The sequence below is a fragment of the Mycobacterium sp. genome, from assembly GCF_050700595.1.
Classification (GTDB): Bacteria; Actinomycetota; Actinomycetes; order Mycobacteriales; family Mycobacteriaceae; genus Mycobacterium.
In genome coordinates this window covers 1-22,240 of record NZ_JBOHHI010000027.1, presented here as the reverse complement: position 1 = coordinate 22,240, position 22,240 = coordinate 1, and the positions used below count along the sequence as shown (strand labels likewise).

27 protein-coding genes and 1 pseudogene are annotated in these 22,240 nt (G+C 64.1%); 10 read left to right on the top strand and 18 right to left on the bottom strand.

The window, feature by feature from the left end; translation table 11 throughout:
• Nucleotides 1-523: 523 nt before the first annotated feature.
• Both ACRDTL_RS02670 and ACRDTL_RS02665 read right to left on the bottom strand, forming a co-directional pair.
• Nucleotides 524-781: a Txe/YoeB family addiction module toxin gene (locus tag ACRDTL_RS02670; RefSeq protein WP_431505175.1), complete on the bottom strand. Its 258-nt coding sequence runs from the start codon at nucleotides 779-781 to the stop codon at nucleotides 524-526.
• The gene (locus ACRDTL_RS02665) at nucleotides 778-1,062 is read right to left on the bottom strand and encodes a type II toxin-antitoxin system Phd/YefM family antitoxin (protein ID WP_431505174.1); all 285 of its coding nucleotides are present in this window, start codon (nucleotides 1,060-1,062) and stop codon (nucleotides 778-780) included. Before ACRDTL_RS02665 ends, ACRDTL_RS02670 begins: the two co-directional genes overlap by 4 nt.
• A gap of 201 nt (nucleotides 1,063-1,263) precedes the next feature.
• Here ACRDTL_RS02665 and ACRDTL_RS02660 point away from each other — a divergent pair, with 201 nt between their 5' ends.
• Together ACRDTL_RS02660 and ACRDTL_RS02655 are read left to right on the top strand one after the other, a co-directional pair.
• The gene (locus tag ACRDTL_RS02660) at nucleotides 1,264-1,704 is read left to right on the top strand and encodes a hypothetical protein (protein ID WP_431505173.1); all 441 of its coding nucleotides are present in this window, start codon (nucleotides 1,264-1,266) and stop codon (nucleotides 1,702-1,704) included.
• Nucleotides 1,705-1,712: 8 nt separating this feature from the next.
• On the top strand, nucleotides 1,713-2,063 hold the full coding sequence (locus ACRDTL_RS02655; RefSeq protein ID WP_431505172.1) for a DUF5615 family PIN-like protein: 351 nt from the start codon (nucleotides 1,713-1,715) through the stop codon (nucleotides 2,061-2,063).
• Between the two features lie 62 nt (nucleotides 2,064-2,125).
• Here the strand turns inward: ACRDTL_RS02655 and ACRDTL_RS02650 are convergent, their stop codons facing one another.
• Both ACRDTL_RS02650 and ACRDTL_RS02645 read right to left on the bottom strand, forming a co-directional pair.
• Nucleotides 2,126-2,407 (bottom strand): type II toxin-antitoxin system RelE family toxin, encoded by a 282-nt coding sequence (locus ACRDTL_RS02650; protein WP_431505171.1) that lies wholly within the window; start codon nucleotides 2,405-2,407, stop codon nucleotides 2,126-2,128.
• Nucleotides 2,404-2,679 carry a type II toxin-antitoxin system Phd/YefM family antitoxin gene (locus ACRDTL_RS02645; RefSeq protein WP_431505170.1) on the bottom strand — a complete coding sequence of 92 codons (276 nt, stop codon included), beginning with the start codon at nucleotides 2,677-2,679 and terminating at the stop codon, nucleotides 2,404-2,406. Before ACRDTL_RS02645 ends, ACRDTL_RS02650 begins: the two co-directional genes overlap by 4 nt.
• 130 nt (nucleotides 2,680-2,809) lie before the next feature.
• Here ACRDTL_RS02645 and ACRDTL_RS02640 point away from each other — a divergent pair, with 130 nt between their 5' ends.
• The 4 genes from ACRDTL_RS02640 to ACRDTL_RS02625 all read left to right on the top strand — a co-directional run bounded on the left by ACRDTL_RS02640 (nucleotide 2,810) and on the right by ACRDTL_RS02625 (nucleotide 5,277).
• Complete coding sequence (locus tag ACRDTL_RS02640; RefSeq protein WP_431505169.1) at nucleotides 2,810-3,313, top strand: YybH family protein; 504 nt, start codon at nucleotides 2,810-2,812, stop codon at nucleotides 3,311-3,313.
• 76 nt (nucleotides 3,314-3,389) lie between these two features.
• Nucleotides 3,390-4,196 (top strand): SH3-like domain-containing protein, encoded by an 807-nt coding sequence (locus ACRDTL_RS02635; protein ID WP_431505168.1) that lies wholly within the window; start codon nucleotides 3,390-3,392, stop codon nucleotides 4,194-4,196.
• A gap of 21 nt (nucleotides 4,197-4,217) precedes the next feature.
• The gene (scnC, locus tag ACRDTL_RS02630; protein WP_431505167.1) at nucleotides 4,218-4,913 is read left to right on the top strand and encodes a thiocyanate hydrolase subunit gamma; all 696 of its coding nucleotides are present in this window, start codon (nucleotides 4,218-4,220) and stop codon (nucleotides 4,911-4,913) included.
• A gap of 10 nt (nucleotides 4,914-4,923) precedes the next feature.
• Nucleotides 4,924-5,277, top strand: a complete 354-nt coding sequence (locus ACRDTL_RS02625; protein WP_431505166.1) for a thiocyanate hydrolase — start codon at nucleotides 4,924-4,926, stop codon at nucleotides 5,275-5,277.
• Here ACRDTL_RS02625 and ACRDTL_RS02620 read toward each other — a convergent pair.
• From ACRDTL_RS02620 to ACRDTL_RS02580, 9 genes are all read right to left on the bottom strand, one after another.
• Nucleotides 5,274-5,690 carry a hypothetical protein gene (locus tag ACRDTL_RS02620; RefSeq protein ID WP_431505165.1) on the bottom strand — a complete coding sequence of 139 codons (417 nt, stop codon included), beginning with the start codon at nucleotides 5,688-5,690 and terminating at the stop codon, nucleotides 5,274-5,276. The two genes, ACRDTL_RS02625 and ACRDTL_RS02620, sit on opposite strands and share 4 nt — an antisense overlap.
• An 86-nt stretch (nucleotides 5,691-5,776) precedes the next feature.
• Nucleotides 5,777-6,847, bottom strand: coding sequence for an ABC transporter ATP-binding protein (locus tag ACRDTL_RS02615; protein ID WP_431505164.1), 1,071 nt, complete (start codon nucleotides 6,845-6,847; stop codon nucleotides 5,777-5,779).
• Nucleotides 6,848-6,850: 3 nt separating this feature from the next.
• Entirely contained in the window at nucleotides 6,851-7,693 is an 843-nt protein-coding gene (locus ACRDTL_RS02610) for a carbohydrate ABC transporter permease (protein ID WP_431505163.1), read from the bottom strand.
• Nucleotides 7,684-8,619, bottom strand: a complete 936-nt coding sequence (locus ACRDTL_RS02605; RefSeq protein ID WP_431505162.1) for a carbohydrate ABC transporter permease — start codon at nucleotides 8,617-8,619, stop codon at nucleotides 7,684-7,686. The genes ACRDTL_RS02610 and ACRDTL_RS02605 overlap by 10 nt, the downstream gene beginning before the upstream one ends.
• Nucleotides 8,616-9,935, bottom strand: a complete 1,320-nt coding sequence (locus ACRDTL_RS02600) for an ABC transporter substrate-binding protein (RefSeq protein WP_431505161.1) — start codon at nucleotides 9,933-9,935, stop codon at nucleotides 8,616-8,618. Before ACRDTL_RS02600 ends, ACRDTL_RS02605 begins: the two co-directional genes overlap by 4 nt.
• Before the next feature lie 51 nt (nucleotides 9,936-9,986).
• The gene (locus ACRDTL_RS02595; RefSeq protein WP_431505160.1) at nucleotides 9,987-11,792 is read right to left on the bottom strand and encodes a molybdopterin-dependent oxidoreductase; all 1,806 of its coding nucleotides are present in this window, start codon (nucleotides 11,790-11,792) and stop codon (nucleotides 9,987-9,989) included.
• A gap of 59 nt (nucleotides 11,793-11,851) precedes the next feature.
• Entirely contained in the window at nucleotides 11,852-12,421 is a 570-nt protein-coding gene (gene pncA, locus ACRDTL_RS02590; RefSeq protein ID WP_431505159.1) for a pyrazinamidase PncA, read from the bottom strand.
• A 45-nt stretch (nucleotides 12,422-12,466) separates the two neighbouring features.
• On the bottom strand, nucleotides 12,467-12,694 hold the full coding sequence (locus ACRDTL_RS02585; RefSeq protein WP_431505158.1) for a hypothetical protein: 228 nt from the start codon (nucleotides 12,692-12,694) through the stop codon (nucleotides 12,467-12,469).
• Complete coding sequence (locus tag ACRDTL_RS02580) at nucleotides 12,681-12,917, bottom strand: DUF6400 family protein (protein WP_431505157.1); 237 nt, start codon at nucleotides 12,915-12,917, stop codon at nucleotides 12,681-12,683. The genes ACRDTL_RS02585 and ACRDTL_RS02580 overlap by 14 nt, the downstream gene beginning before the upstream one ends.
• Before the next feature lie 240 nt (nucleotides 12,918-13,157).
• On the opposite strand from ACRDTL_RS02580, the gene ACRDTL_RS02575 reads away from it, so the two are divergent.
• From ACRDTL_RS02575 to ACRDTL_RS02565, 3 genes are all read left to right on the top strand, one after another.
• On the top strand, nucleotides 13,158-14,423 hold the full coding sequence (locus ACRDTL_RS02575; protein WP_431505156.1) for a glycosyltransferase family 4 protein: 1,266 nt from the start codon (nucleotides 13,158-13,160) through the stop codon (nucleotides 14,421-14,423).
• Nucleotides 14,417-15,148, top strand: coding sequence for a class I SAM-dependent methyltransferase (locus ACRDTL_RS02570; RefSeq protein ID WP_431505155.1), 732 nt, complete (start codon nucleotides 14,417-14,419; stop codon nucleotides 15,146-15,148). The genes ACRDTL_RS02575 and ACRDTL_RS02570 overlap by 7 nt, the downstream gene beginning before the upstream one ends.
• A gap of 67 nt (nucleotides 15,149-15,215) precedes the next feature.
• The gene (locus tag ACRDTL_RS02565) at nucleotides 15,216-16,211 is read left to right on the top strand and encodes a prenyltransferase (protein ID WP_431505176.1); all 996 of its coding nucleotides are present in this window, start codon (nucleotides 15,216-15,218) and stop codon (nucleotides 16,209-16,211) included.
• Here the strand turns inward: ACRDTL_RS02565 and ACRDTL_RS02560 are convergent.
• Nucleotides 16,192-16,863, bottom strand: a complete 672-nt coding sequence (locus ACRDTL_RS02560) for a class I SAM-dependent methyltransferase (RefSeq protein ID WP_431505154.1) — start codon at nucleotides 16,861-16,863, stop codon at nucleotides 16,192-16,194. The two genes, ACRDTL_RS02565 and ACRDTL_RS02560, sit on opposite strands and share 20 nt — an antisense overlap.
• A 94-nt stretch (nucleotides 16,864-16,957) precedes the next feature.
• Here ACRDTL_RS02560 and ACRDTL_RS02555 point away from each other — a divergent pair.
• Nucleotides 16,958-17,614, top strand: a pseudogene (locus ACRDTL_RS02555) (DoxX family protein); the annotation flags it as partial.
• Between the two features lie 13 nt (nucleotides 17,615-17,627).
• Here the strand turns inward: ACRDTL_RS02555 and ACRDTL_RS02550 are convergent.
• From ACRDTL_RS02550 to ACRDTL_RS02535, 4 genes are read right to left on the bottom strand one after another with little or no spacing between them, the layout of a single operon-like run.
• The gene (locus ACRDTL_RS02550) at nucleotides 17,628-18,011 is read right to left on the bottom strand and encodes a DUF2784 domain-containing protein (RefSeq protein ID WP_431505153.1); all 384 of its coding nucleotides are present in this window, start codon (nucleotides 18,009-18,011) and stop codon (nucleotides 17,628-17,630) included.
• A 17-nt stretch (nucleotides 18,012-18,028) separates the two neighbouring features.
• Complete coding sequence (locus tag ACRDTL_RS02545; RefSeq protein WP_431505152.1) at nucleotides 18,029-18,553, bottom strand: gluconokinase; 525 nt, start codon at nucleotides 18,551-18,553, stop codon at nucleotides 18,029-18,031.
• Nucleotides 18,526-20,520 carry a phosphotransferase gene (locus ACRDTL_RS02540; protein WP_431505151.1) on the bottom strand — a complete coding sequence of 665 codons (1,995 nt, stop codon included), beginning with the start codon at nucleotides 20,518-20,520 and terminating at the stop codon, nucleotides 18,526-18,528. The genes ACRDTL_RS02545 and ACRDTL_RS02540 overlap by 28 nt, the downstream gene beginning before the upstream one ends.
• Nucleotides 20,517-22,022, bottom strand: a complete 1,506-nt coding sequence (locus ACRDTL_RS02535; protein WP_431505150.1) for a carboxylesterase/lipase family protein — start codon at nucleotides 22,020-22,022, stop codon at nucleotides 20,517-20,519. Before ACRDTL_RS02535 ends, ACRDTL_RS02540 begins: the two co-directional genes overlap by 4 nt.
• Nucleotides 22,023-22,240 lie beyond the last annotated feature (218 nt).

The following is a 22,240-nucleotide window of genomic DNA, read 5'->3' as shown; positions in this document are numbered from 1 at the left end:
TCGCTGGTAGCACGCCATGCAGAGTGGGTCGGATGTGCGACAGCGCACCATACGACTTCGCGGTTTGAGTTGACCGCAACCAGTGGTGGGAGAGCAGCGAATCAACTCCGTATTGACAGGATGATTCAGTGTCATGGTCAGAAGCGTGCCAGGCGATACCGACATCGCTTACTTGACATAGTGTCGCTTATCGGTACTTGAACGCCCTGCGAGTTGCATTAGATAAACTCGTCGCCGCGACGGGCCGATTGCGCATCGGTTTGCGCGACGCCTGAGTTGCTGCACATGACTCCGGAGTCAGCCCAAACGTTGAGGGTGCTCCCGTCGGCCAGCGTGTAGTCCCGGACCGAACACCCTTCTCCCTCTCTCCCCGCCTACCGACAGCAATACGTCACTGTGACGAATCAGCCTGTGGCACAAGGAGTACTGACGCATCGTGTTGGACTCGCCCATGTCCGTTCTCATCGAGTCTGGGGCATTCTCATCGAATTTTGGGCAGCGACGACGGGGCTGGCGGCGCTCATCAGTAGTGGTACCGGGCTTTGAGGATCTTGACCTCGTTGTCGTCTGCTCGGTACACGAGCCGATGTTCGTCGTCAATCCGCCGGGACCAGTACCCGGACAGTTCCCCCTTGAGCGGTTCTGGTTTTCCAATCCCCATGAACGGGTCGCGCTGGATTGCTCCGATGAGTCGGGTGATCCGACGCGCCATCTTGCGGTCGGAGGCTAACCAAAACAGGAAGTCGTCCCAGGCGTCAGGATCGAAGTTGATACTCCTCACTCCTGGCCGCCGGCCATCTCCTGGAGTTCGTCGATCGACTTCGTGTAGCTGGCCGGGCCGCCGCGGCTGGTCTTGTCCCGGGCCACAGCCTCCATGAGTCGGCGTGCATTTTCGGGTGAACGCAGTAGGTAGACCGTCTCTTGCCACGCGTCGTAGTCGGCGGCCGACATGAGCACCGCATCTCCAGCCCTGGATGTGATGCGCACGGGTTCATGGTCGGTGTTGACCTGTTCGAGGAGCGGGAAAAGGCGCTGTCGGGCTTCACTCGCACTAATGGTCATAAGCGGGCTCGGCCTCCTCTAGTGTACGGAAATACCGTACCAACATTGTACGGCAATACCGTACCAGTGATCGATACCTCGGATTCGATGAGAATGCCCCAGATTCGACCCGTAATGCCCGAGTTCGCGTCGGTTCAAGCGATTCACGCGCTTGGTGCACCGTAGAACACAATGTAAGTTTTGTGTGATAGCCTCGCCGTTATGGGCCGTCAGGAACCTGAGCGAACCCGCAAGGGCGAACCGTTCAGCGTCCGCTTCACCGTGTCGACTGATCGGACCGTCGAGGACGAAGCCCGCCGCACACGGCGCTCGAAGAGCGCAGTCGTCGAAGCGCTCACCGAGGAAGCAGTTCGCACGAGACGCTTTCCGGGTGTCGCATTTCGTGGTGACGACGCTCGTCGCAGGCCGTGGGTGATTGGCTCTGGCCTCGATGTCTGGGAGATCATCCACATGTTCGAGGACTTTGGCTCAGTCCAGCGGCTGGTCAAGGAGACCCAGCTAAATGAACGCCAGGCCCGCCTCGCGCTTGCCTACCGTGACGCTTATCCCGAAGAGATCGCTGATGCGATTGTCGAGAATCGGCGCCCCGTCGAGGAGTGGCAGGAGCTCTACCCCTTCGTACTCTCCAAGGCGACCCCATAACCGCACCTGTGCGACTGCTGCTCGACGCCAACCTCTCCCCGCGCGGGATCGCGGGTCGCTTGCGCGCGGCCGGACACGAGGTGCTCGCGCTCGCCGAAGACGCTGCACTCGAAGGGCTCGACGATCCTGCCGTACTCGAACTTGCAGCCGGCCAGAATCGTGTGCTCATCACCCGCAACAGTCGCGACTTCGCCCCACTCGCCCGGGAATGGGCTGAAGCGCAGCGCTCGCATGCCGGCATCATCCTCATCTGGACCCTCGATCACAGTCAGTTCAGGCAGATTGTCGAGGGCATCGAAGGCCACCTCCGGCAACGGCCCAGACAGAAAGACTGGCGCGACCTTGTCGTTGCCTTCTGAGAAGTCAACCGAAGCGGTTGACCCGTTGCCGCCGGACTGTGGCGCTGGGCGCGGCGAGGTGGTTAACGCGGCCGATAGATGTGAGCGCGGTGGTTGAGGGCGGCGATCAGGATGGTATGTCTGTCGTGGTCGATGCGGAACAGCACGCGGTAGTCGCCACGGCGGGCGCTGCGATAGTCAGCCAGTTCACCACGCAACGGTCTGTTGAGTCGCTGCGGGTTTTCGGCCAGCGGACCGGTGATGAACTCGATGATCGCCGCGGCGATCTTGCCTGGGAGCCGCCGAAGGTCCCGACGCGCGGACCCGGCGACCTGGACTCGGTAGTTGCTCTCGTTCGGGCTCACTCCGAAGGTAGCCCGAACTCATCACGCAGCGCGTCGCCGCTGATGGTCGACCCCTGGGCGTACTGCCGTTCCGCTTCCGCCAGATCAGCACCGATTCCGGTCTGTGAGAGCCAAAAGACGGTTTCTTGCAACGATTCCAAGTCGTCGGCGGACATTAGTACCGCGGCCGGCCGACCGTGCTTGGTGATGGTGATGATGTCGTGCGTGAATTCGGCGTCGTCAATGAGAGCCGACAGTTTGTCCTTGGCTTCGCCCAGCGGGATAGATCGCATAAGCCCCTAGTACAGCCGTATATTAGCCACAATCTAACCATAGTTTTAGCCACGGGTCACCGGAGCAGTCGTGCTGAGAAAGCCGCGCGTCCGTGAATGATTGACACTTCTTATTGAATGGAGGAAGCAGATGGGGCGGTGGTCACGCGACGAGATCGAATCGGCGTTTCACGACTACAGTCAAGCCGTCGTCGAGATAGGCCAGAACGGGAATTGGTCGCACTATGCGGACATGTTCACCGAGGATGCCGTCTACGTCGAGCATGTATACGGGGAAATGCACGGCCGGGAACAGATCCGCACCTGGATCGCGTCGACGATGAGCGTCTTCCCCGGCTCGGAGATGCCGTCCTATCCGACCGAGTGGTACACCATCGACGAAGACCGGGGCTGGCTCATCGGGAAGTTCCTCAACCGCATGAAAGATCCCGGCGACGGCAGCATTCATGAGACCGGCACCTTGACCGTGTTGAGATACGCCGGCGACGGGCTGTGGAGCTATGAAGAGGACGCCTACAACCCGCTCAACTTCTTGACGATGGTGCATGAGTACACCAAGCGTTGCAAAGCTTTGGGAACCATCTCCGAGGATGCGCTTGCTTTCGCCAAGAAGATGAACTGGCAACTGGACTAAGCCCGGGGCGTTATCGTGTGATTGGTCGGGGCGCTGTCCATCCACGTGGGAGGCGGCAGTCATGCCGAATTCTGTTATGGGCGATTTTGTCAGTCAGCTGCGCCATGCGTTTCATCGGCTGCGGGACTGGGCCTATCCGGACGAGATCGATCACACACTTTTTCGCGCCTACATGAAGACGCCGCACGACGTAGGCGGCGAGCCGGACGCCCCGGCCACGTTCGAGGAAAAAGAAGAGGAGCAGTGGGAACTCAACGCGTTCGTAACTTGTGAGGTCCTTAGCGGGCGGGGCATCTGGACGTCCGAGGAGCGCAGGCGGCTCGGCAATGTCGATGTCGGAAGGATGCTGTATCTCGGCTTCCCCTACTACGGTCGCTGGGTCTTGGCCATGGCCCGGTGCCTCATCGACAAGCACCACATCACGCTCGGTGAACTGATCGAGCGGGTCAGCGAGGTACGCAACCGCGCCGGCAGCGAAAACACCGTATTGGAACCCCTGCCTCGCACCGTCGGTGACGCGAAGACAGTCATCCGGAACCGCCATCACATCGAGGCTCTCGGCAAGGGGGATCCGCAGTATTTCGCCGGTACGGCCGGGGCCCCCCGGTTCGCGGTCGGCGACCCGGTGCAGGTGCGGGACCTGCCGACGATCTTTTACACGCGCACCCAGGAGTATCTGCGGGGCAAGCCAGGCACCGTTGCCAAAGTGTCGTACGAGAGTTTGACGCCCGAAGACGAGGCATTCGGCCGTGACGATCAAAAACCCGAGTGGTTCTACATTGTCCGCTTCAAGATGACCGACCTGTGGGAGCCGTACACGGGATGTCCGAGCGACACGCTTCAGGCGGAGATCTCGGAACGCTGGCTGCAACCAGTCGCCTAGCGAAAAAGCAGGAGTACCGGGATGGCAAAGAAAGCCGAGCACGGAGCACCGATGGTAGAAGAGATCACCGACTTCGAGGTGCTCGAGATCGCGTTGCGTGAGCTGGCTATCGAGAAGGGTTTGTTCACCGCCGAAGATCACCGGCGCTATACCGAGTTCGTCGAACAGATCGGACCGGCGCCCGGCGCCCGGCTCGTCGCCAGGGCCTGGGTCAACCCGGACTTCAAGCGGTCAGCCCTCGATGATGGCATCGCAGCCAGTCGGGAGATCGGAATCGACTGGCTACAACCAACCGGCTACGGAACTCCCAGCGACTTCACCTCACTGCAGGTACTCGAGGACACACCAACGCTGCACCACGTGGTCGTATGCACCCTGTGCTCCTGCTATCCCCGCCCGATCCTGGGAAACTCACCCGAGTGGTACCGGACACCGAACTACCGACGCCGCATCGTGCGCTGGCCGCGCCAGGTTCTCGCGGAATTCGGCCTCTATCTTCCTGAAGACGTCGAGATCCGCGTCGAAGACTCTAATTCCAAGCACAGATTTCTGGTGCTCCCAGTCCGGCCGGAAGGTACCGACGGCTGGAACGAGGAGCAGCTTGCCGAGATCGTGACCCGCGACTGCATGATCGGCGTCGCGCTCCCCCGGCCCGGCGTGACATCGAACGCACCACGTCGGATCCATCCCGCGGTCCGACCGGCCGAGAACTACTGAGGATCAAGAGATGTCAACCGAACACGACATCACAACCGTCAGGGTGCAGACGCTGGAGCGGATCGTCACGCACGGACAGGTGTGGCCGCTGATGGCGGCGAAGTACGGCGTCACCAATCCGGTACCACCCTGGAAGTCCAGTCTCGACGGCATCTGCGAGGCGCTCGACGGGGAAGGGACCGTGCTGCAACTGCTGACGCGTCGCGACGACGAGGACCGGCTCTCCGATCAGGTATACCGGACGCTGCCATTCCCGGAGAACCAGCTCGTCGCGCTCGCGCACTCCCTCATCGCCAGGAAGGTCATCGGCGAAGCTGCGCTGGCCGACCGTATGAAAGCGGTTCGCGCCCGCCTCGAAGCCTAGGAACTCGGCGAGGTCGGCCCGCGGCCGTCCGATTGGTGCGGCCGCAGGAATCGTCCCTGCAGCGTGTCGAGGAGATGGCGGGCTTCATCGATGCGGGTACGCAAATCGACCAGGTCTTGCGGCCGCCGGCCATCGTCTCTGTCCCGCCGGTCCAACCAGCGGTTCTCCATCGAGGTGGCGAGTTGCTCCAGGCGGGCGATCTCTGCTCGCAGGATCTCTTCGAACAGCCGCGCCTGGGCCACCTCGGCGGGGTTGAGCGGGTGTGCCAGAAAGCCCTCGATTGGGCGCCGCCTCCCGCCGGGTGCATTAAGCGGTGCGGTGATCTCGTCGAATGACGGCAACGCCGCTCCGGTATGCCCAATGGCGTCGTCGCGTGGCAGCGCCAGCGGTCCTGAATCCGCCGATTGCATCATGTGAATACTTCCCCACACCCCGACCCCCCGGGCGGTCCCCGGCTCGGTACCCGCTCCCCGGCCATCCCAAACATCCGGAGTGGGCGTCAGGGGATCCGTCGGCCGTCGACACCGAAGTAGTGCAGGTGGTCGGTCCGCGGATGCAGGCGCACCCGGGTGCCGCGTTGCGGTGGGTTGCCCCCCTCGGCACGAACGACTACGGCCTGCTCGGCCGTGTTGCCCGACGGGAATATCCGGCCATACAGGTAAGCGTCCGCACCGAGTTCTTCGACGACGTCGACCTCCATCTCGACACCGGGACCACCCAGCTCGAAGTGCTCGGGCCGGATCCCTACGACGACTTCACCGGCGCTGTCGGCGACTCGGCGCGGGACCGGCATCGGCCAGTCGCCCAACGACACGGAGTGGTCGACGATCGGCAGGGTGTAGAGGTTCATTGCCGGGGAGCCGATGAACCCGGCGACGAACACGTTGACGGGGTTGCGATAGAGCTCCCGGGGCGGCCCATACTGCTGCAGCACGCCGTCACGCAGGACCGCGACCCGATCCCCCATGGTCATGGCCTCGACCTGGTCGTGGGTCACGTAGACGATCGTGGTGCCCAGTTGTCGCTGTAATCCGGCGATCTGGTTGCGGGTTTGCACCCGCAGCTTCGCGTCGAGATTGGATAACGGCTCGTCCATCAAGAAGACCTGTGGGCGACGCACGATCGCCCGGCCCATCGCCACCCGTTGGCGTTGCCCCCCGGAAAGATCCTTGGGTCTGCGGTCCAAGTACGGCTGCAGATCGAGCAACCGGGCCGCATCCAGCACTCGGTTGCGGATCTCGGTCTTGGGTACCTTGGCGACCTTCAACGCGAAGCCCATATTCTGCGCCACCGTCATGTGCGGGTACAGCGCGTAGTTCTGAAACACCATCGCCACGTCGCGGTCTTTGGGGTCGTCGTCGGTGACGTCGCGCCCGCCGATGCGGATACGGCCCGAATCCAGCGTTTCCAAACCGGCGATCATCCGCAGCGACGTCGTTTTGCCGCACCCCGACGGCCCCACCAGCACCACGAACTCGCCGTCGCTGACCGCCAGGTCCAAATGGTCCAGCGCTGGCCGCGGGGTGCCGGGATAGTGCCGCGTCGCCTGTTCGAAGGTCACCGATGCCATTGGCTACCCGCCGAAGCCGGTCATGGCGATACCGCGGACGAACGCGCGTTGGGCCACGGCGTAGATGATCATCAGCGGAAGCAGGATGAGCATGGATGCCGCCATCAGCACCGGCCACCGGGCGACGTATTCGCCCTGCAGCCGCACCAGGCCGAGAGTGAGGGTGGCGATGCTCTTGCGTTCAAGCATCAACAGTGGCCACAGGAAGTCGTTCCAGACGTTGACCCAGGTCAGCACGGCGAGCACCATCACCGCGGGCTTCGCATGGGGCAGCAGTATCCGCCAGTAGATCTGCCACGGAGAGCAACCGTCGAGGATGGCGGCCTCTTCGAGATCTGTCGGCAAAGTCAGGAAGAACTGCCGCATGAGATAAGTGCCGAACGCGCTGCCGAACAATCCGGGCACGATCATCGCCCACGGCGTGTCGGTCAAGTTGGCGACCCGCATGAGAATGAACTGCGGGACCACGGTAACCGTAAGCGGCACCATCAAGGTGCCCAAGTACAAGACGAACAAGGTATCCCGGCCGCGGAACCGTAACCGTGCGAAGGCATATCCGGCCAGTGAGCAGAAGAAAACCTGGCCCGCGGTAACGCATCCGGCGTAGAAGACGGTGTTGAAAAACATCTGCCAGAACGGCATCAGCGTGAACACTTCGCGGTAGTTGGACCACTGCGGTTGCGACGGGAAAAGCGTGGGCTGGGTTACCTCGCCCTCCTTCTTCAACGAGCCCGATACCGCCCACAGAATCGGGAACAGCGCGCACCATGCGATGGCGACCAGTACGGCATACAGTGCGACTGCACGCACGATGCCGGGTTTGATCACCCGCTGGCCTAGACCCACGATCGTTCCTCGCCGCGACGCCGCGTCAGCCGTAGCTGCAGCACGGTCAACACCAGCAAGATGGCGAACATCACCCAGGCCAATGCGGATGCGTAACCGAATTCCAAGAAAGCAAAGGCGTGCTGGAACAGCATGATTCCGAAGACGTAGGTGCCGGTCTCTGGTCCACCGTTGCGGCCGGTTAGCACGTAGACGAGGTCAAATGCCTGGAACGCGTGGATGATCGAGATAACCACCACGAAGGACAGCGCGCCCCGAATCAGCGGCACGGTGATAAAGACGAACTGGCGCAGCTCCCCCGCGCCATCGAGTTTGGCTGCCTCATACAGGTCACCGGGGATTCCCTGCATCGCGGCCAACAAGATGACCGTGGCGAACGGCACGCTTCGCCACACACTGGCCAGGCATAGCGAAGCCATGGCCCACTTGGGGTCAACCAACCACGGAACCGGGCCGATGCCAACCCAACCGAGCATGATGTTGAGTAGTCCGTTGTCTGTGTTGAAGACGAACTGCCACACCACTGCCACGACCACCGACGACACGGCCAGCGGCAGAAAGACGATCGTTCGGAAGATACCGATCCCCTTGACTTTCCGGTTCAGCGCACCGGCGACGGCAAGGCTGATGAGGACCGTCGGCACCACCGTTCCAACCGTGAACACCACCGTGTTGCGCAGCGCGATGACAAATAGCGGATCGGAGGTGAAGAGGGTGGCGAAGTTCTGCAGACCAACGAACTTGGCGGGGGTAAACAGGTCCCAGTTCTCAAAGCTCATGTAGAGCGAGAACCCGAGCGGGAACAGCATGAACACCGCGACCGCCGCCAGGTTCGGCGCGACGAACATGCGCCCGGCGCGGGCGCGTCGCACCGAAGACTGGCCCGGCCGGGTTGCCGCAACCGCGGAGTGGTCGATCTGCGTCATGGGTTTCGCAGCACCTCGTCGACCTCATGTGACAATCCGCTTGCCAGCGACGCCGCCGGTTTCGAGCCGCGCAGGACGGGTCCGAAGTTGCGGTCCATCAGCGCGTTGATCTTTTCCCACTGCGGGCTGATCGGCAGACCCTCGGAATGGGCCGGTCCGCCGGTGAGCACGGCGAGATTCCCGATCCTGCGGTGGGCGTCAGCGAATCCGGTCGAGTTGATCGCGGATCGCAGTACCGGCACGAAAAGGCCGGACTCGCCGATCAAGGCCTGTCCCTGTCGGCCGGTCGCGAACTTGACGAACTCCCACGCCTGCCGTTTGCGGCGACTGCTGGCCGCGATGGCCAGCCCCGTCGTGCCGATATTCGAGCGGGCACGGTGTCCTCTCGGCCCTGTCGGCAGCACGGTGACATCGAAATCCAAGCCCTCGGCCCGATCGAATGTCTGGTATCGCCAGTGCCCACCGAGTGCCATCGCGGCCTTGCCCGAGGAGAACAGATCCATCGTGGACATCGACTGTGTCTCAGATGCGGTGGGCGCGACCTTGTGCTTGCGGGCCAGGTTGGCGAAAAACTGGACGCCTTCAAGGAAGGCATCGTTGTCGAAGTTGAGGTGGGTGGGGTTCATCCGTGGGGTGGACCACGGGACACCGTTGTTCATCCCGAACAAACCAGCCGTATACATCGCGACCCAGGTGTCGACATATCCCCACTGGCCGACCCTGCCTGATCGATTGCGCTTGGTGAGCGCCTTGGCGGCGTCGAGGAACTGGCCGAAACTCCACGGTTGTTCCCAGCGTGACGGCGGCGGCGGCACGCCGGCGGCGGCGAACAGCTCTTTGTTGTAGAACAAGAAGTTCCCGGACCACTGCTCCGGGAAAGCATATTGACCACCGTTGAACGTGAAGGTCTCATACAGCGGCGGGATGCTGTCGGCCGTCAGTTCCGCGGCGAAAGCCGGGTCTTGAGCCAACATGGTGCCGAGGTCCAGCAACACACCCCGATCGGCCAATCCGGCATAGGTGAATTCCCACGCCATCAGCACATCCGGACACTTGCCGCCCGCGCAAAACGTGGAGATCTGTTGCATCGCGTCCGGCCCCGACAACAGCGTCCGCACCTTGATGTCTCGGTGCCGGCGGCAGAAGGCATCGACAATCCGCAGCCTGGCGTCCGCCTCCTCGGGATTGGCCGCGAAGAAGAAGGTCAGCGCATCGTCACCAGCACCACACCCCGTGGGCCACGATGCCAGCGAGGCAACGCCGACCGCGGCGGCGCCGCGCAGCAGCGTCCGCCGTCCGAACGGCGTATCGACCATGGCGCTCCCGATCCGGTGTTGGGTGCTCCCAGTATTCCCGGGTCGTGGCGATCAGATCGGCATCCGGTAGCCAAAGAATTCGTGGTCTTCGTTGAACCCGCCCTGCCCCCAGCCAAGGTGGGCGAAGGTTTCAACGAACTCGATGCCCTCGATCCACTTGACTTGTTTGAAGCCGAGTTCGAGCTCGTTGCGCAAGCGCAGCGGCGCGCCGTGAGTGATGTTGAGCGGCTCGCCGTTCATCTCGTAGGCCAGCAGACAGGTCCGCTCACGCATATGCCGGATTTGGTGGCAGTCGTAGTAGCGGCCTTCTTCGATCGAGCCCGGCCCTTCGGCGAACGAGTAGAACACCACCCAGCGCGCCGACGGCAAGGGACGGACCAGGTCAAGGATGTCGGACATCGGCACCCCGCCCCACTCGGCGATACCTGACCAGCCCTGAATGCAGTAGTGCTGAGTGATCTGCGCACGCTTAGGCATCGCGCGGATTTCGTCGTAGGAAAGGCTGACCGGGTTCTCGACGAGCCCCTCGATGCGGAGCCGATAGTCCTTCCAGTTATCGGCCGCCAACGAGTAGTAGTGATCGGACTTCGGCAGCGTCCCGTTGGCCCAGAAGAACGGCGAAATGTCCTTCTCCGTGTAAGTGGCCTTCGGATGGGTCCACTCCATGAAGAACTTCACCCAACCGATCAGCCAGCGTCCGGTGACTCGAACCACCCCCGGGTAGCGGATGGTGATCGGGGACGCCAGCAGCCACAGCGCCACGATGACAACCATCGCGACGAGGTAAACCCCCAGCGGCCAATACGATTGGGTATTGGTGCCCAACACGATGTGGTTCAGGTTTGGCACCAGTCCCGTAATGAACACCATCACGGTATGGACCACAATGAAGAACACCATCCAGACCAGGACCGTGAAATGCACTGTCCGGGCCATCTGCCGGTTGAGAATGCCGCGGCCGAAACCGAATCGCGCCGCTATCGACGGCGCCTGCAGCAAGCCGGTGATGAACGCGATCGGCGCGGCGACGAAGATTGTCGTGAAGTAGGCGATGATCTGCATGCCGTTGTAGTTGGTGAAGCCCTCATTGACCGGAAAGTCCAGTGATGCGTACTGGATCCCGGTGGACAGCGCATTGGGGAAGACATCCCAGGATCGCGGGACGATCCGGCGCCATTGGTCAGTGCTGAAAATCAGCACGTAGAAAACCGCTCCGTTGAGCAGCCACAAGAAATCGAAGCTGAAATGCCACCAACGGGCCAACCCGATCGAATGCCGAAAGCCCGGTATGCCCAACCACTTGGGCAGGGCAACCGAATCGTCCTTGGCCGTCCACATGTGCGGCGCGTCGTCCGGGTCCATGCGGTCCGCGGGAACGAGCTCACGCATCCGCAACCACGCGCTCCCCGGTCGGCAGCCCGCGTTCAGATACAACCGGGGATGATCGGCGAGGATCTGCAGCCCGGCCCGCATCAAAAACATCATGAAGATGATGTTGAACAGGTGCTGCCAGCGCACCCACCACGGAAATCCCGAGGTGACCGCCGGGGCAAACGTCGCCGACGTTCCCGGGTAGCCGTCGATGAAGCTCTTCATCCAATCGTATTGGCGTAGCTGCTGCGCGAGCGCGACGAGGATGAGCAACCCCACCACGCCGATCGGCAGCAGCCACAGCGAACTCACCCAGCGCCGGCCGATGCGCAGGTCCGGCACTCTGGCCTTGTCCTGCGGCAGCCCGCCGGCCCACTCGTCGATGTCGATGTGGCCGTCGAGCACTCCCTTGCGGTGCCGCTGCTCCAACAGTGAGTCGAGTCGGACCTCGCCGGTCGGTGCGGCTTGCTGCGGGCCGACGGTCATCGTGGGTGCTCCTCTCGATCAGCGGACGGGCACGGAGTACCCACATGCCGGCGGCGTTATCAGGCGCTCGGCAGCAGTTCGACCCCGGCTTCGGCCAACGCGTCGACGGCCGCGGCGGTGGATTCCTTGGCCACCCCTGCCGTCAGGTCCAGCAGCACCCGGGTGGCGAAACCTGCCCGCACCGCGTCCTCGGCGGTCTGGCGCACACAGTGGTCGGTGGCGAGCCCGACCACGTCGACTTCGTCGACACCGCGCTGCCGCAGCCAGTCCGCCAGCGGGGTCCCGGTGTCGTCGACACCTTCGAAACCGCTGTACGCCGCGGCGTGTGCGCCTTTGCGGAAGACCGCCTCGATCCGGTCGACGTCGAGAGCGGGGTGGAACTCCGCACCGCGGCTTGCTGCGACGCAGTGCGGCGGCCACGACGACACATAGTCCGGTCGGTCGGAGAAATGGTCACCGGGATCGATGTGGAAGTCCTGGGTGGCGACCACATGCTGGTAGCCGCGGGCACTGAAGGGACTCGCCAGGTAATCGGTGATGGCGCCGGCCACGGCGGCGCCACCGGTCACACCCAGCGAGCCGCCCTCACAGAAATCGTTCTGCACGTCGACGACGATCAACGCTCGCATAGTGCCCACCGTATCGCCGCCCGGCGTAGGTAGTACTGCGCGACGTCAGGCGGCGGGATGGTGACGCCGCGCGGCGGTGTCCAGCGACCACAGGTGCGCACAACTCGGGCACTGCAGATGCACCACCGCGGCGTTGTTGCTGATCAGGTACTGCCAGTGGGTGCTGCAATTGCGACCCCTTCGGCAGTCGCCGCACGCGGCTCCGTGCTCGCAGTTCGGGCAATCCAGCCAGGCGCGACGGCTTCTGTCGGCGTCGGGGTCAATCGGAAGCACGGTCCACCGCCCGGTCCGGTAGTACCCCGGCGCTGACCAGGGCGTCGTAAAGACGCTGCTGCTCGTCGTCGAGATTGGAGTAGAGCATGGCGTAGGCCTGCTCCTCCTCGGCCAGCGCGCGGATCGGGTCCCAGTCCGCGCCGATCGCCTCGAGCACAGCACTGCGCCGCCGGACCTCGTCGAGCGTCAGGTCGAAGGCGAATTCGAGGTTAGTGGTCGGCATCAGCCACTCCTGCGGCATTCGGATTGCACGAGAGGTTAGGCTTCCCTAATTAAGTTGGGCTATGCAATGAGCTGGGTCACACACCGGGATTGATCTGCGTCACAGTCGCGGAGCCCAGTGAAACGTTCAGCGTCGCCATACCGCGAGGCCGGCGCGCCGCCGGTGCTGTGTGGTGCATGACGTATAGTCCAGACACGTGTCCAGACAGCTCGCTGACGTCGTGGCCGGTTGGGCGTGAGTATGCGGATTGCTTTGCTGTCCTATCGCAGCAAAACGCACTGCGGCGGCCAAGGTGTATACGTTCGTTATCTCAGCCGGGGCCTGGTGGAATTGGGACATCAGGTCGAGGTGTTCTCCGGTCAGCCCTACCCAGAGGGTCTTGACCCGCGGGTGGTGCTTCGGCAGGTGCCCAGCCTGGACATGTACCGCGAGCCCGATCCGTTCCGCATCCCGCACCCGCGCGAAATCCGGGACCGCATCGATGTCCTGGAGCTCGCGACGGTGTGGACGGCGGGCTTCCCCGAGCCCCGCACCTTCAGTCTGCGGGCCGCCCGCCTGCTGGCCGACCGGCGCGACGACTTCGACGTGGTGCACGACAACCAGAGCCTGGGCGATGGACTGCTTGACATCGCGGTGGCCGGCCTGCCGGTGGTGGCGACCGTGCACCACCCGATCACCCGCGACCGACTGTTGGATCTGGCGGCGGCACCGTGGTGGCGTAAGCCGTTGGTGCGCCGGTGGTATGGCTTCTTGGAAATGCAGGAGCGAGTGGCCCGCAGCATTCCGGACCTGCTGACCGTCTCGTCGTCATCGGCAGCCGACATCACCACCGACTTCGGGGTCAAGCCCGCCCAACTGCACGTGGTGCCACTCGGAGTCGACACCGACGTGTTCACCCCGTCGGCGCAACCGCGCGTGCCCGGCCGCATCATCGCCATCGCCAGCGCCGACACACCGCTCAAGGGGGTCGCGAATCTGCTGCACGCGGCGGCCAAGTTGCGGACCAAACGCGACGTGGAATTGCAGCTGGTCGCCAAACTCGAACCGAACGGACCCACCGAGAAGTTGATCGCCGAACTCGGTATCTCCGATGTCGTGCACACTTCCAGTGGGCTCTCCGACGCCGAGCTCGCGGGATTGTTTGCTTCTGCTGAAGTCGCATGTATCCCTTCACTTTACGAAGGGTTTTCACTGCCCGCGGTAGAGGCCATGGCCAGCGGCACACCGATCGTTGCCAGCCGGACCGGCGCGTTACCCGAAGTGCTCGGCCCCGACGGCGGCTGCGCCAGACTGGTGCGGCCGGGTGACGCCGACGAGTTGATCCGGGTGCTGGGTGAACTACTGGCCTCGCCCGACGAGCTGCACCGGCTCGGGATCGCCGGTCGCCGGCGCGCACTCGACGTGTACAGCTGGGAATCGGTGGCCGCGCAAACCGTTCGCGTCTACGGACACGCGATCGCGCGGGTCCGCGATGGAGCGGACCAGACCGTGGGCGAACCGTGCTGACGGTCGATTTCGACCGGCTCCACATAGGCCCCGGCACCAAGGTCATCGACGTCGGTTGCGGAGCCGGCCGGCACAGCTTCGAGGCATACCGCCGCGGTGCCGAGGTGATCGCGTTCGACCAGAACGCCACCGAACTGGCCGACGTCGACACACTGCTGCGGGCGATGGCCGAGGCCGGTGAGACGCCGCCCTCCGCCAGCGCCGAGACGGTGGTCGGCGACGCGCTGGAGTTGCCGTATCCCGACGGCACATTCGACGTCGTCATCGCGTCGGAAATCCTCGAACACGTCCCCGCCGACGACAAGGTGATCGACGAGTTGATCCGCGTCCTCAAGGTCGGTGGCACGCTGGTGGTCACCGTGCCCAGGTGGCTGCCCGAACAGGTGTGCTGGCTGTTGTCCGATGAGTATCACAGCAACGAAGGCGGCCACATCCGGATCTACCGGGCCAGCCGGCTACGCTTCAAATTCACCAACGCCGGGATGACGCTCATCTATACCCACCATGCCCACGGGTTGCACGCACCGTTCTGGTGGCTGAAATGCATTGTCGGCGTGTCTAACTCTGATAGCCCCATGGTGAATGCGTACCACAAGCTGCTGGTCTGGGACATGATGCAGCGGCCCTGGATTACCAGGATCACCGAATCAGCGCTCAATCCGCTGATCGGCAAGAGCGCCGCCTTGTACTTCGAGAAGCGGGTGCCCGTCGTTGAACTGGTCTGACATCCCCGGTGTCGCGGGCATTCTCACTCCGGGGCAGTGCCGTCAAACCGCGGAATCGATTGCTGCGGTGCAGGAGCCGTCCGGTACGATCCCTTGGTCGGTGAGCGGGCACACCGATCCCTGGGATCATGTCGAATCTGCGATGGCACTCACCACTGCGGGTTTGACCGAGCCAGCCCGCCGTGCCTACGACTGGTGCCGTCGCCAACAGCGGGCGGACGGTTCCTGGCCGATCCAACTGCGCGCCGGCGTCGTCGAGGACGCCAACAGCGACAGCAACTTCTGCGCCTACATCGCCGTCGGAGTCTGGCACCACGTGCTGGCCACCGGCGACGGCGCCTTCGCCACCACGATGTGGCCGACAGTGCGTGCCGCCATCGACTTCGTGCTGGAGTTGCAACTCGAAGGCGGTGAAATATGTTGGGCACGCGGCTCATCCGGGCCGGTCAGAGAGGCACTGCTGACCGGATGCGCCAGCATATTCCACAGCCTGCGCTGTGCGCTGGCTCTGGCCAATTACCTCGATGAGCCACAACTCGACTGGGAAATCGCGCTGGGCCGGCTGGGCCATGCCATCAGCGCCCACCCATCGGCGTTCACCGAGAAGCCGCACCACTCGATGGACTGGTACTACCCGATTCTCGGTGGCGTGCTGCGAGGGCCGGCTGCGGCCGAGCGGATAGCCGAGCGTTGGGGCGATTTCGTTGTCGACGGACTCGGTATCCGATGTGTCGATAACCGCCCGTGGGTCACCGGTGCTGAAACTTGCGAATTGGTGCTGGCACTCGACGCAATGGGCAACCGGCAGGCAGCGTTGCGGCAGTTCGCGGCCATGCAGCACCTGCGCGAAAAGGACGGCTCGTATTGGACCGGGCTGGTGTTCAGCGACGGAAAGCGTTGGCCGGTCGAGCGAACCACTTGGACCGGAGCCTCAGTGATTCTCGCGGCCGACGCCTTGTCACGCACCACTGCGGGCAGCGGCATCTTCCGGGGTACCGACCTGCCGCACGGACTGAAGGGCGATTACGACTGCGAGTGCGCGGTCACCTCGACCGATCGTTAGGCAGTGCGCCCGGTCCCCCGACCCGCTCCAGGACCCGCAATGACCCTGTCGCTGATCTCTGTACGAATGTGCCGCTTTCCAGTGCGCGGCAGTAAATCTGGTACGGAGCTTGGCCACCGTCGCGTGGATCGGGGAACACGTCGTGGATGATCAACGCGCCACCGGTACCCACCCAGCGCGCCCAACCATCGAAGTCCTGGCGTGCAGCAGCCTCGCTGTGGCTGCCGTCGATGAACAATAGCTGCAGCGGGGTGCGCCATCCGCGGGCCACCACCGATGATTTGCCCACCACCGCAACCACGTTGTCATCCAGACCGGCCTCATCAAGGGTGCGGCGGAAGGTCGGCAGGGTGTCGAAACGCCCGGTGGCCTCATCGACCAGCGAGACGTCGTGATACTCCCAGCCCGGCTGGTGCTCTTCGGACCCGTGATGATGGTCGACGGTGTACAGGACGCTATCGCCGGTGACCGCAGCCGCACCCAGCAGCAGCGTTGACTTGCCACAGTAGGTGCCTATCTCCACCCCGACACCGTGATCGAAGTACTGCAGCGCGGCGTCGTACAGCGCCCGGCCCTCGTCGGCAGGCATGAATCCGGTCACCCGATCGGCGAGGTCGAATAACCGCGCGGTGCGCTCGGCGGGAGACGTCATCACCTGAACCTAACTGACGGACTGAAGCCCGACGTGGTTGCTGAGGAATACTTCCGGCGGTTTGCACGGCGGTCCGTCCGGGAACCCACCGGCCATGTTGCTTCGAAGAATCGCCCGGCCCATGTTGTCAGCGGTATTCATCGGCCAAGGCATCGAGACATTACGAAAGCCCCAGAGCAGCGTCGATGCCGCAGAGCAGACGGTCGCCGCGTTGCGGACGCTGCCGGACCCCGTCGGGTCCAAAGTTCCGTCCGACCCGAAGACGGCGGCACGCATCAATGCGGCCATCCAGGTCTGCGGTGGTGTCCTACTGACCACCGGCAAAATGCCGCGTATCGCCTCGACCGCGCTGGCATGCACGGTGATACCGGGGAGCCTTGCTGCGCAGCTGTTTTGGAACGAGCCCGATCCTAAACGGAAAGCGGAGAAACGCCGCAACTTCCTCACCGATTTGAGTCTGATCGGTGGCCTGATCATCGCCGCCGCCGACACCGAAGGAAAGCCATCACTCGGATGGCGCGGTCGGCAGGCGGCAGGCCGCATTTCCGGGGCGGTGTCGGCTGCACTGCCGTCGGCGCGATCCGACGGAAGCCTGTTCGATTCCGAAATCGGCGAGAAGATCGGTCACGGCCTCCACGTGGGGGCCGAGCGCGGCCGCGAACTGGCCGGTGTGGTCGAGGAGAGAAGCGTGCCGCTCATAGGTGCGGCCCGCAGCCGCGGCAGCGAACTGGCCGATACCGCGCGGAAACGCTTCGAACGCCGGGTCACGCGCTGATCCGCCGAGCCGACGTGGGCACTCGCCGTCGTCGTCGCCAAACGTACAACGCCCACGACACCGCCACGGCTGTGAATACGGCGGCTTTGACTGCACCAGCCCAGGTTGCCGGGTAGAGCACTCCGGTGATGTAGTGGGCGATGAATCCCTCCGAAGGCAGCGGTGTCATGCCGGCTTTCCCGCGGCCCCAACGTTCGAGCCAGGTCAATGGGCAATCCAGATGCCCGGCCGTGATTGCGATACCCCACAGCACCGCGAGGACATGCAGCCAGATGGTGCGCCGCCAGCGCAACGCGATGAAGCCGCCGATTGCCAGATAGCAGAGGAAAGCGAAGTGCGCGGCGATCGCTGACCCGACGACGACCTCATACATGCTGCCTCCCGCCCATGCTAACGAGCAAAGCGCTTCAGGAAGCGCTCGACAATCGCCTCGGCCGGCTCATCGACATCGATGACGATCCCCCGCTCGTCCGGACCCAATGGTTCCAGGGTGTTGAATTGCGACTTGAGCAGAGACGACGGCATGAAGTGCCCAGACCTGCCGGCTTGCCGGCGGGCGATTAATTCCGGCGAGCCGCTCAGGTGCAAGAACTCGACCCCGGGACAATGTGCACGCAACTGGTCACGGTATTTGCGCTTGAGCGCCGAGCAGCTCATCACGCCGCCGTCGTCATGGCGCGCCAGCCACTCCCCGATCGCTTCCAGCCACGGATAACGGTCCTTGTCGTCCAGCGGTTTGCCCGCGGCCATCTTGGCAACGTTGCCTTCCGAGTGGAACTCATCGGCGTCGGCGAAGGGCACCATCACTCGTTGCGCCAGCGCCCTCCCCACCGTCGACTTGCCCGATCCGGAAACGCCCATGACCACGATCGGTGGCAGCCGGCCGGTCACTGTTGTGGCCGGTTGCGGTTCCATTCCAGCCAGCCCACGCCGCTGCGACCGTCGGCGGTGCTGACCGTAGCCCATACCCGGGGAAACTCGCTTATCCGTCCGTCGCCGCCGACCAGCTGTACCGGTGCGTGGCCGCGCACGCCGACGGTCGCGTTAATCCCCCCCGGATCGAGCGCCAACGTCGCACCCTCGGGTAAGCCGTTGGAGCCGAACATTTCCCGCGCGGTAACGGCCAGCACTTCGGTGACGCTGCCGTCGCGGCCCGCAACGTAGCCGACCGCCACGGGCGGGACACCGGGGATACGGATATCCACCGCGTGCAGGTGGGTCCCGTCGTCGAGGTGCAGCGCACTCCACATCCAGTCCATGCTCCACCAGTCGCGCACTCCCCAGGAGTGGTCGCGTTGCCCCGGCACCGAGTCGATGCTGTACCGGACGCCGTCGATGGTGGCACTGCCCGACACGGTGCACGGGATCTCGTAGCGGGTGGTCAGCCGGTACTGGTACGGGGTGCCGTCGGTGATCCACTCCAGATCCATCGCCACCTCGACCGGCACGCCCCGCTCCCCGCGCAGCAACGCCGCGGGGTCGGTGTAGGACTCGCCGCGCCCTTGCAGCACAACCCGATAGCTGCGCAGCGGGTCGTTGGTCGAGTGGCTGAAGTCGATGCCGCCGGTGTGCACGGTCCACGGGTCGGCAGGTAGCGGGACCTCGGAGTCGACAACGGCCACGGTGGGCAGATCCGGCCCGCACAGCAGCGCGTGCAGCCATGCGGTGTGCTGGTTGGGGATCAGCCCAAGGCGTATCCAGCCACCGAAACCCTGTGCGGCATCGGTGAAATCGGCATACCAGCTCTCGTTCCACAGCGGCTCGTCGGTCGCGAGATGTGCGGATTCGTCGTCATGGGTTGGACATAGCGGCACCACGGGCACCGGTGCCGGCAGGATCGCCAGCGCGTCGGTGTCGAGCACATGCTCACAGTGGCGTTGCAGCAAGGTCATGAACATCGTGTCGCCGCGCTCGGTGCGTTCCACCAACATTGACGACACGATGGCCATCATCACGCCGAAGAAGCTCTGCCGGCGCACAGCCTCACAGACATCGGCCAGGCTGATCGGCGCGGCCGGGCCGAGCGCCGCATGGTAGGCCTGCACCAGTTCGTCATAGTGGGCACGCCGGTCTGCTACCGGCAGCGCGCAGCCGAGGAAGTAGGCCAGATCGGTCATCGCCGGCCCCCAGGTGACGGTTTGCCAATCGACCACCGTCAACGGACGGTCTGCACCGGCGGAGCCGAACAGCAGGTTGTCCAACCGGTAGTCGCCGTGCACCAGACCATGGCAGCGGCTGTCCTCGCCGGCCAGATAGGCGTCGAAAGCGCCCACCAGCCGTTCGCAGACGACGCGATGCTGCGACGTGATCTGGTCGCGGTAGCGGTCGACAAAACCGGCATAGAGCGCAGTGATCAGCGCCTGGCTGATCGGTGCGTCGCGGTTGAGCCAGGCCGCGTCGGCGAGCGCGGTGTCATCGAGCAGCGGAGCTTGCAGGCGACCCAGTTCGGTGACAGCAAGCCGCGCCTGCACCGCTGTGGCGCCGCGGATTTCGTCGCCGACGACAGCCGGACTCGCGTCACCGAGCAGCACGTCGAAAACACCGGCCGCAGTGTCGAAAGCGGCGTGATAGCAGGGCGCGACCGGCCCGGTCAGCCGTGGCGCGATATCGCGGTAGAACCGGACTTCCCGCTCGTACAGACCCAATCCCACGCCGGTCTGTCGGCTCACCGGGTCGGTGGCCGCGACCTTCAACACCACCGAATCCGGCGCCCGGGTATCGCTGTCGTCGGCGTAAGTCAGCCGAACGCGGTAGCACTCGCTCATCTGGCCGGTGCCGATGCGCTCAACCGTGAAATCGGCGACGGTTCCGGCGCCCAGTACCGCGGTCAGCCACCCGGCGGTCAGGTCACCCGGTCCTTCGATAACCGTGCCAGTTCTCACCGCGCCACCGAAAAGCCGTCCCACGCCATCCGCCGCTCGGGATGCGGATCGAATTCGATGCGCGACTTGTGGTCGAAGACCATCACTGCACGGTCGGTGCTGGTGTAGGCAGGCCAGTCGTTTCCGGGTACTCCGGTGCTACTGAAAGACCGCCAGCGCCGTTGTATTTCATCGCTGACCCGCAACGCCGACCGGCGGTCGGCGGCAGCGCCCAGCAGCGCACCGAACTTGGTGCGGTAGATGTCGAAGACGGCGAGCAGTTCGGTGGCATGCGTGGCGCCCAAACCCGACCAACGCAACATGCGCGGAGCAAAATCGTACCGATACAGATAGGCCGGCGCATGGCTGCCGTGGACCTCGGCGATCTCCCAAGCGGCCGAGCCGAACGCGAAGTCGCCGCCCAGCCGTATGCATGCGGACCGGTCGGGATAGTCGGGATAGGCAGCGGTAATACGTTCCCGCTCAGCCGGTCCGGCTTCCGCAAGCAGCGCTTCGATCATCGGCTCGGTCGTCGGCAACAGCCGCAGGAACCGGGTGAACAAGCGGCCCTCCTCTGCGTTGGTGCCCACAATGAGCGGGACCCGGTGAGCTTGGCCGTGGCGCATCGCCTCGGTCGGATCCAGCGGTAGGTAGTCGTCGCCGAAAACCGGGCCGATCGGGAAGGCGCCCAACATGTCTTGCACACCTTCGTCGACGAGACGGCCTTGTGCCGCCACCAGTTCGGCCACGGACGCGCGCATCAGCGTGTGGGCAGCGTCCAGCTCGCGGGCACCGAGTAGCGCGGCGAACCAGGACGCGAACTCGGCCGCAACCTCACGGGACCGCACCATCCCGGCTGCCGGACTTTCCGAAATCGCTTGGGTGAAAAGGCCTTCAGCGGCCGGCACGGCGAGCATCGTGGCGACGGCATGCGCGCCGGCGCTTTCGCCGAACAGGGTGACATTGGTCGGGTCGCCACCGAACGCCGCGATGTTTTCCCGGACCCAGCGCAGCGCCATCACCAGGTCACGCAAGAAAAGGTTGCTCTCGATGGTGATGTCCGGTGTCGACAGCGACGATAGATCCAGGCATCCGAGCGCACCGAGTCGGTAGTTGACCGATACGTACACGCAGCCGCGACGGGCCAGCGCCGCGCCGTCGTACAGCGGCGTGGCCGAGCTGCCCAGGATGTATCCACCGCCGTGGACGAAGACCATGACCGGTAGCGGTTCGCCGTCGCAAACTTCCGGTGTCACGACGTTGAGGGTCAGGCAGTCCTCGCCCATCGGCTGGTAGCGGCCGACCCCGATCATGGTGTAACGACGCTCCTGCGGAGCGCAGTTGGTGAACCCGTGACAGTGCCGCACGCCCGACCACGGCTCGGGTGGCTGCGGCGCCCGCAACCGCAGCCGCCCGACGGGTGGACGCGCATAAGGGATGGAACGCCAGCGATGCACCCCGTCGCGGGTGAAACCTTCGACGGTGCCGGTGGCAATGGTTGCGCGGACGAGGTGCTCGTGCATATCCCGACGGTAGCGAACGTCACGCTGCCCCGGGCGCGTGCCCGGAGTTATCCACAGTTGGCGCTTCATGCACAAACAGGGCGAGCGGTCGTGCGTGTTGCCTCATGTCAAGATGCGCGCGTCGAGCTTCTGGTTGCCTCATTTGAGGGTGCGCGCGTAGCGGCACGGGCGTTGGTTTTGGGTCCGGATTTGCTGGAGGTCAGGGTGAGGAGTTCGTT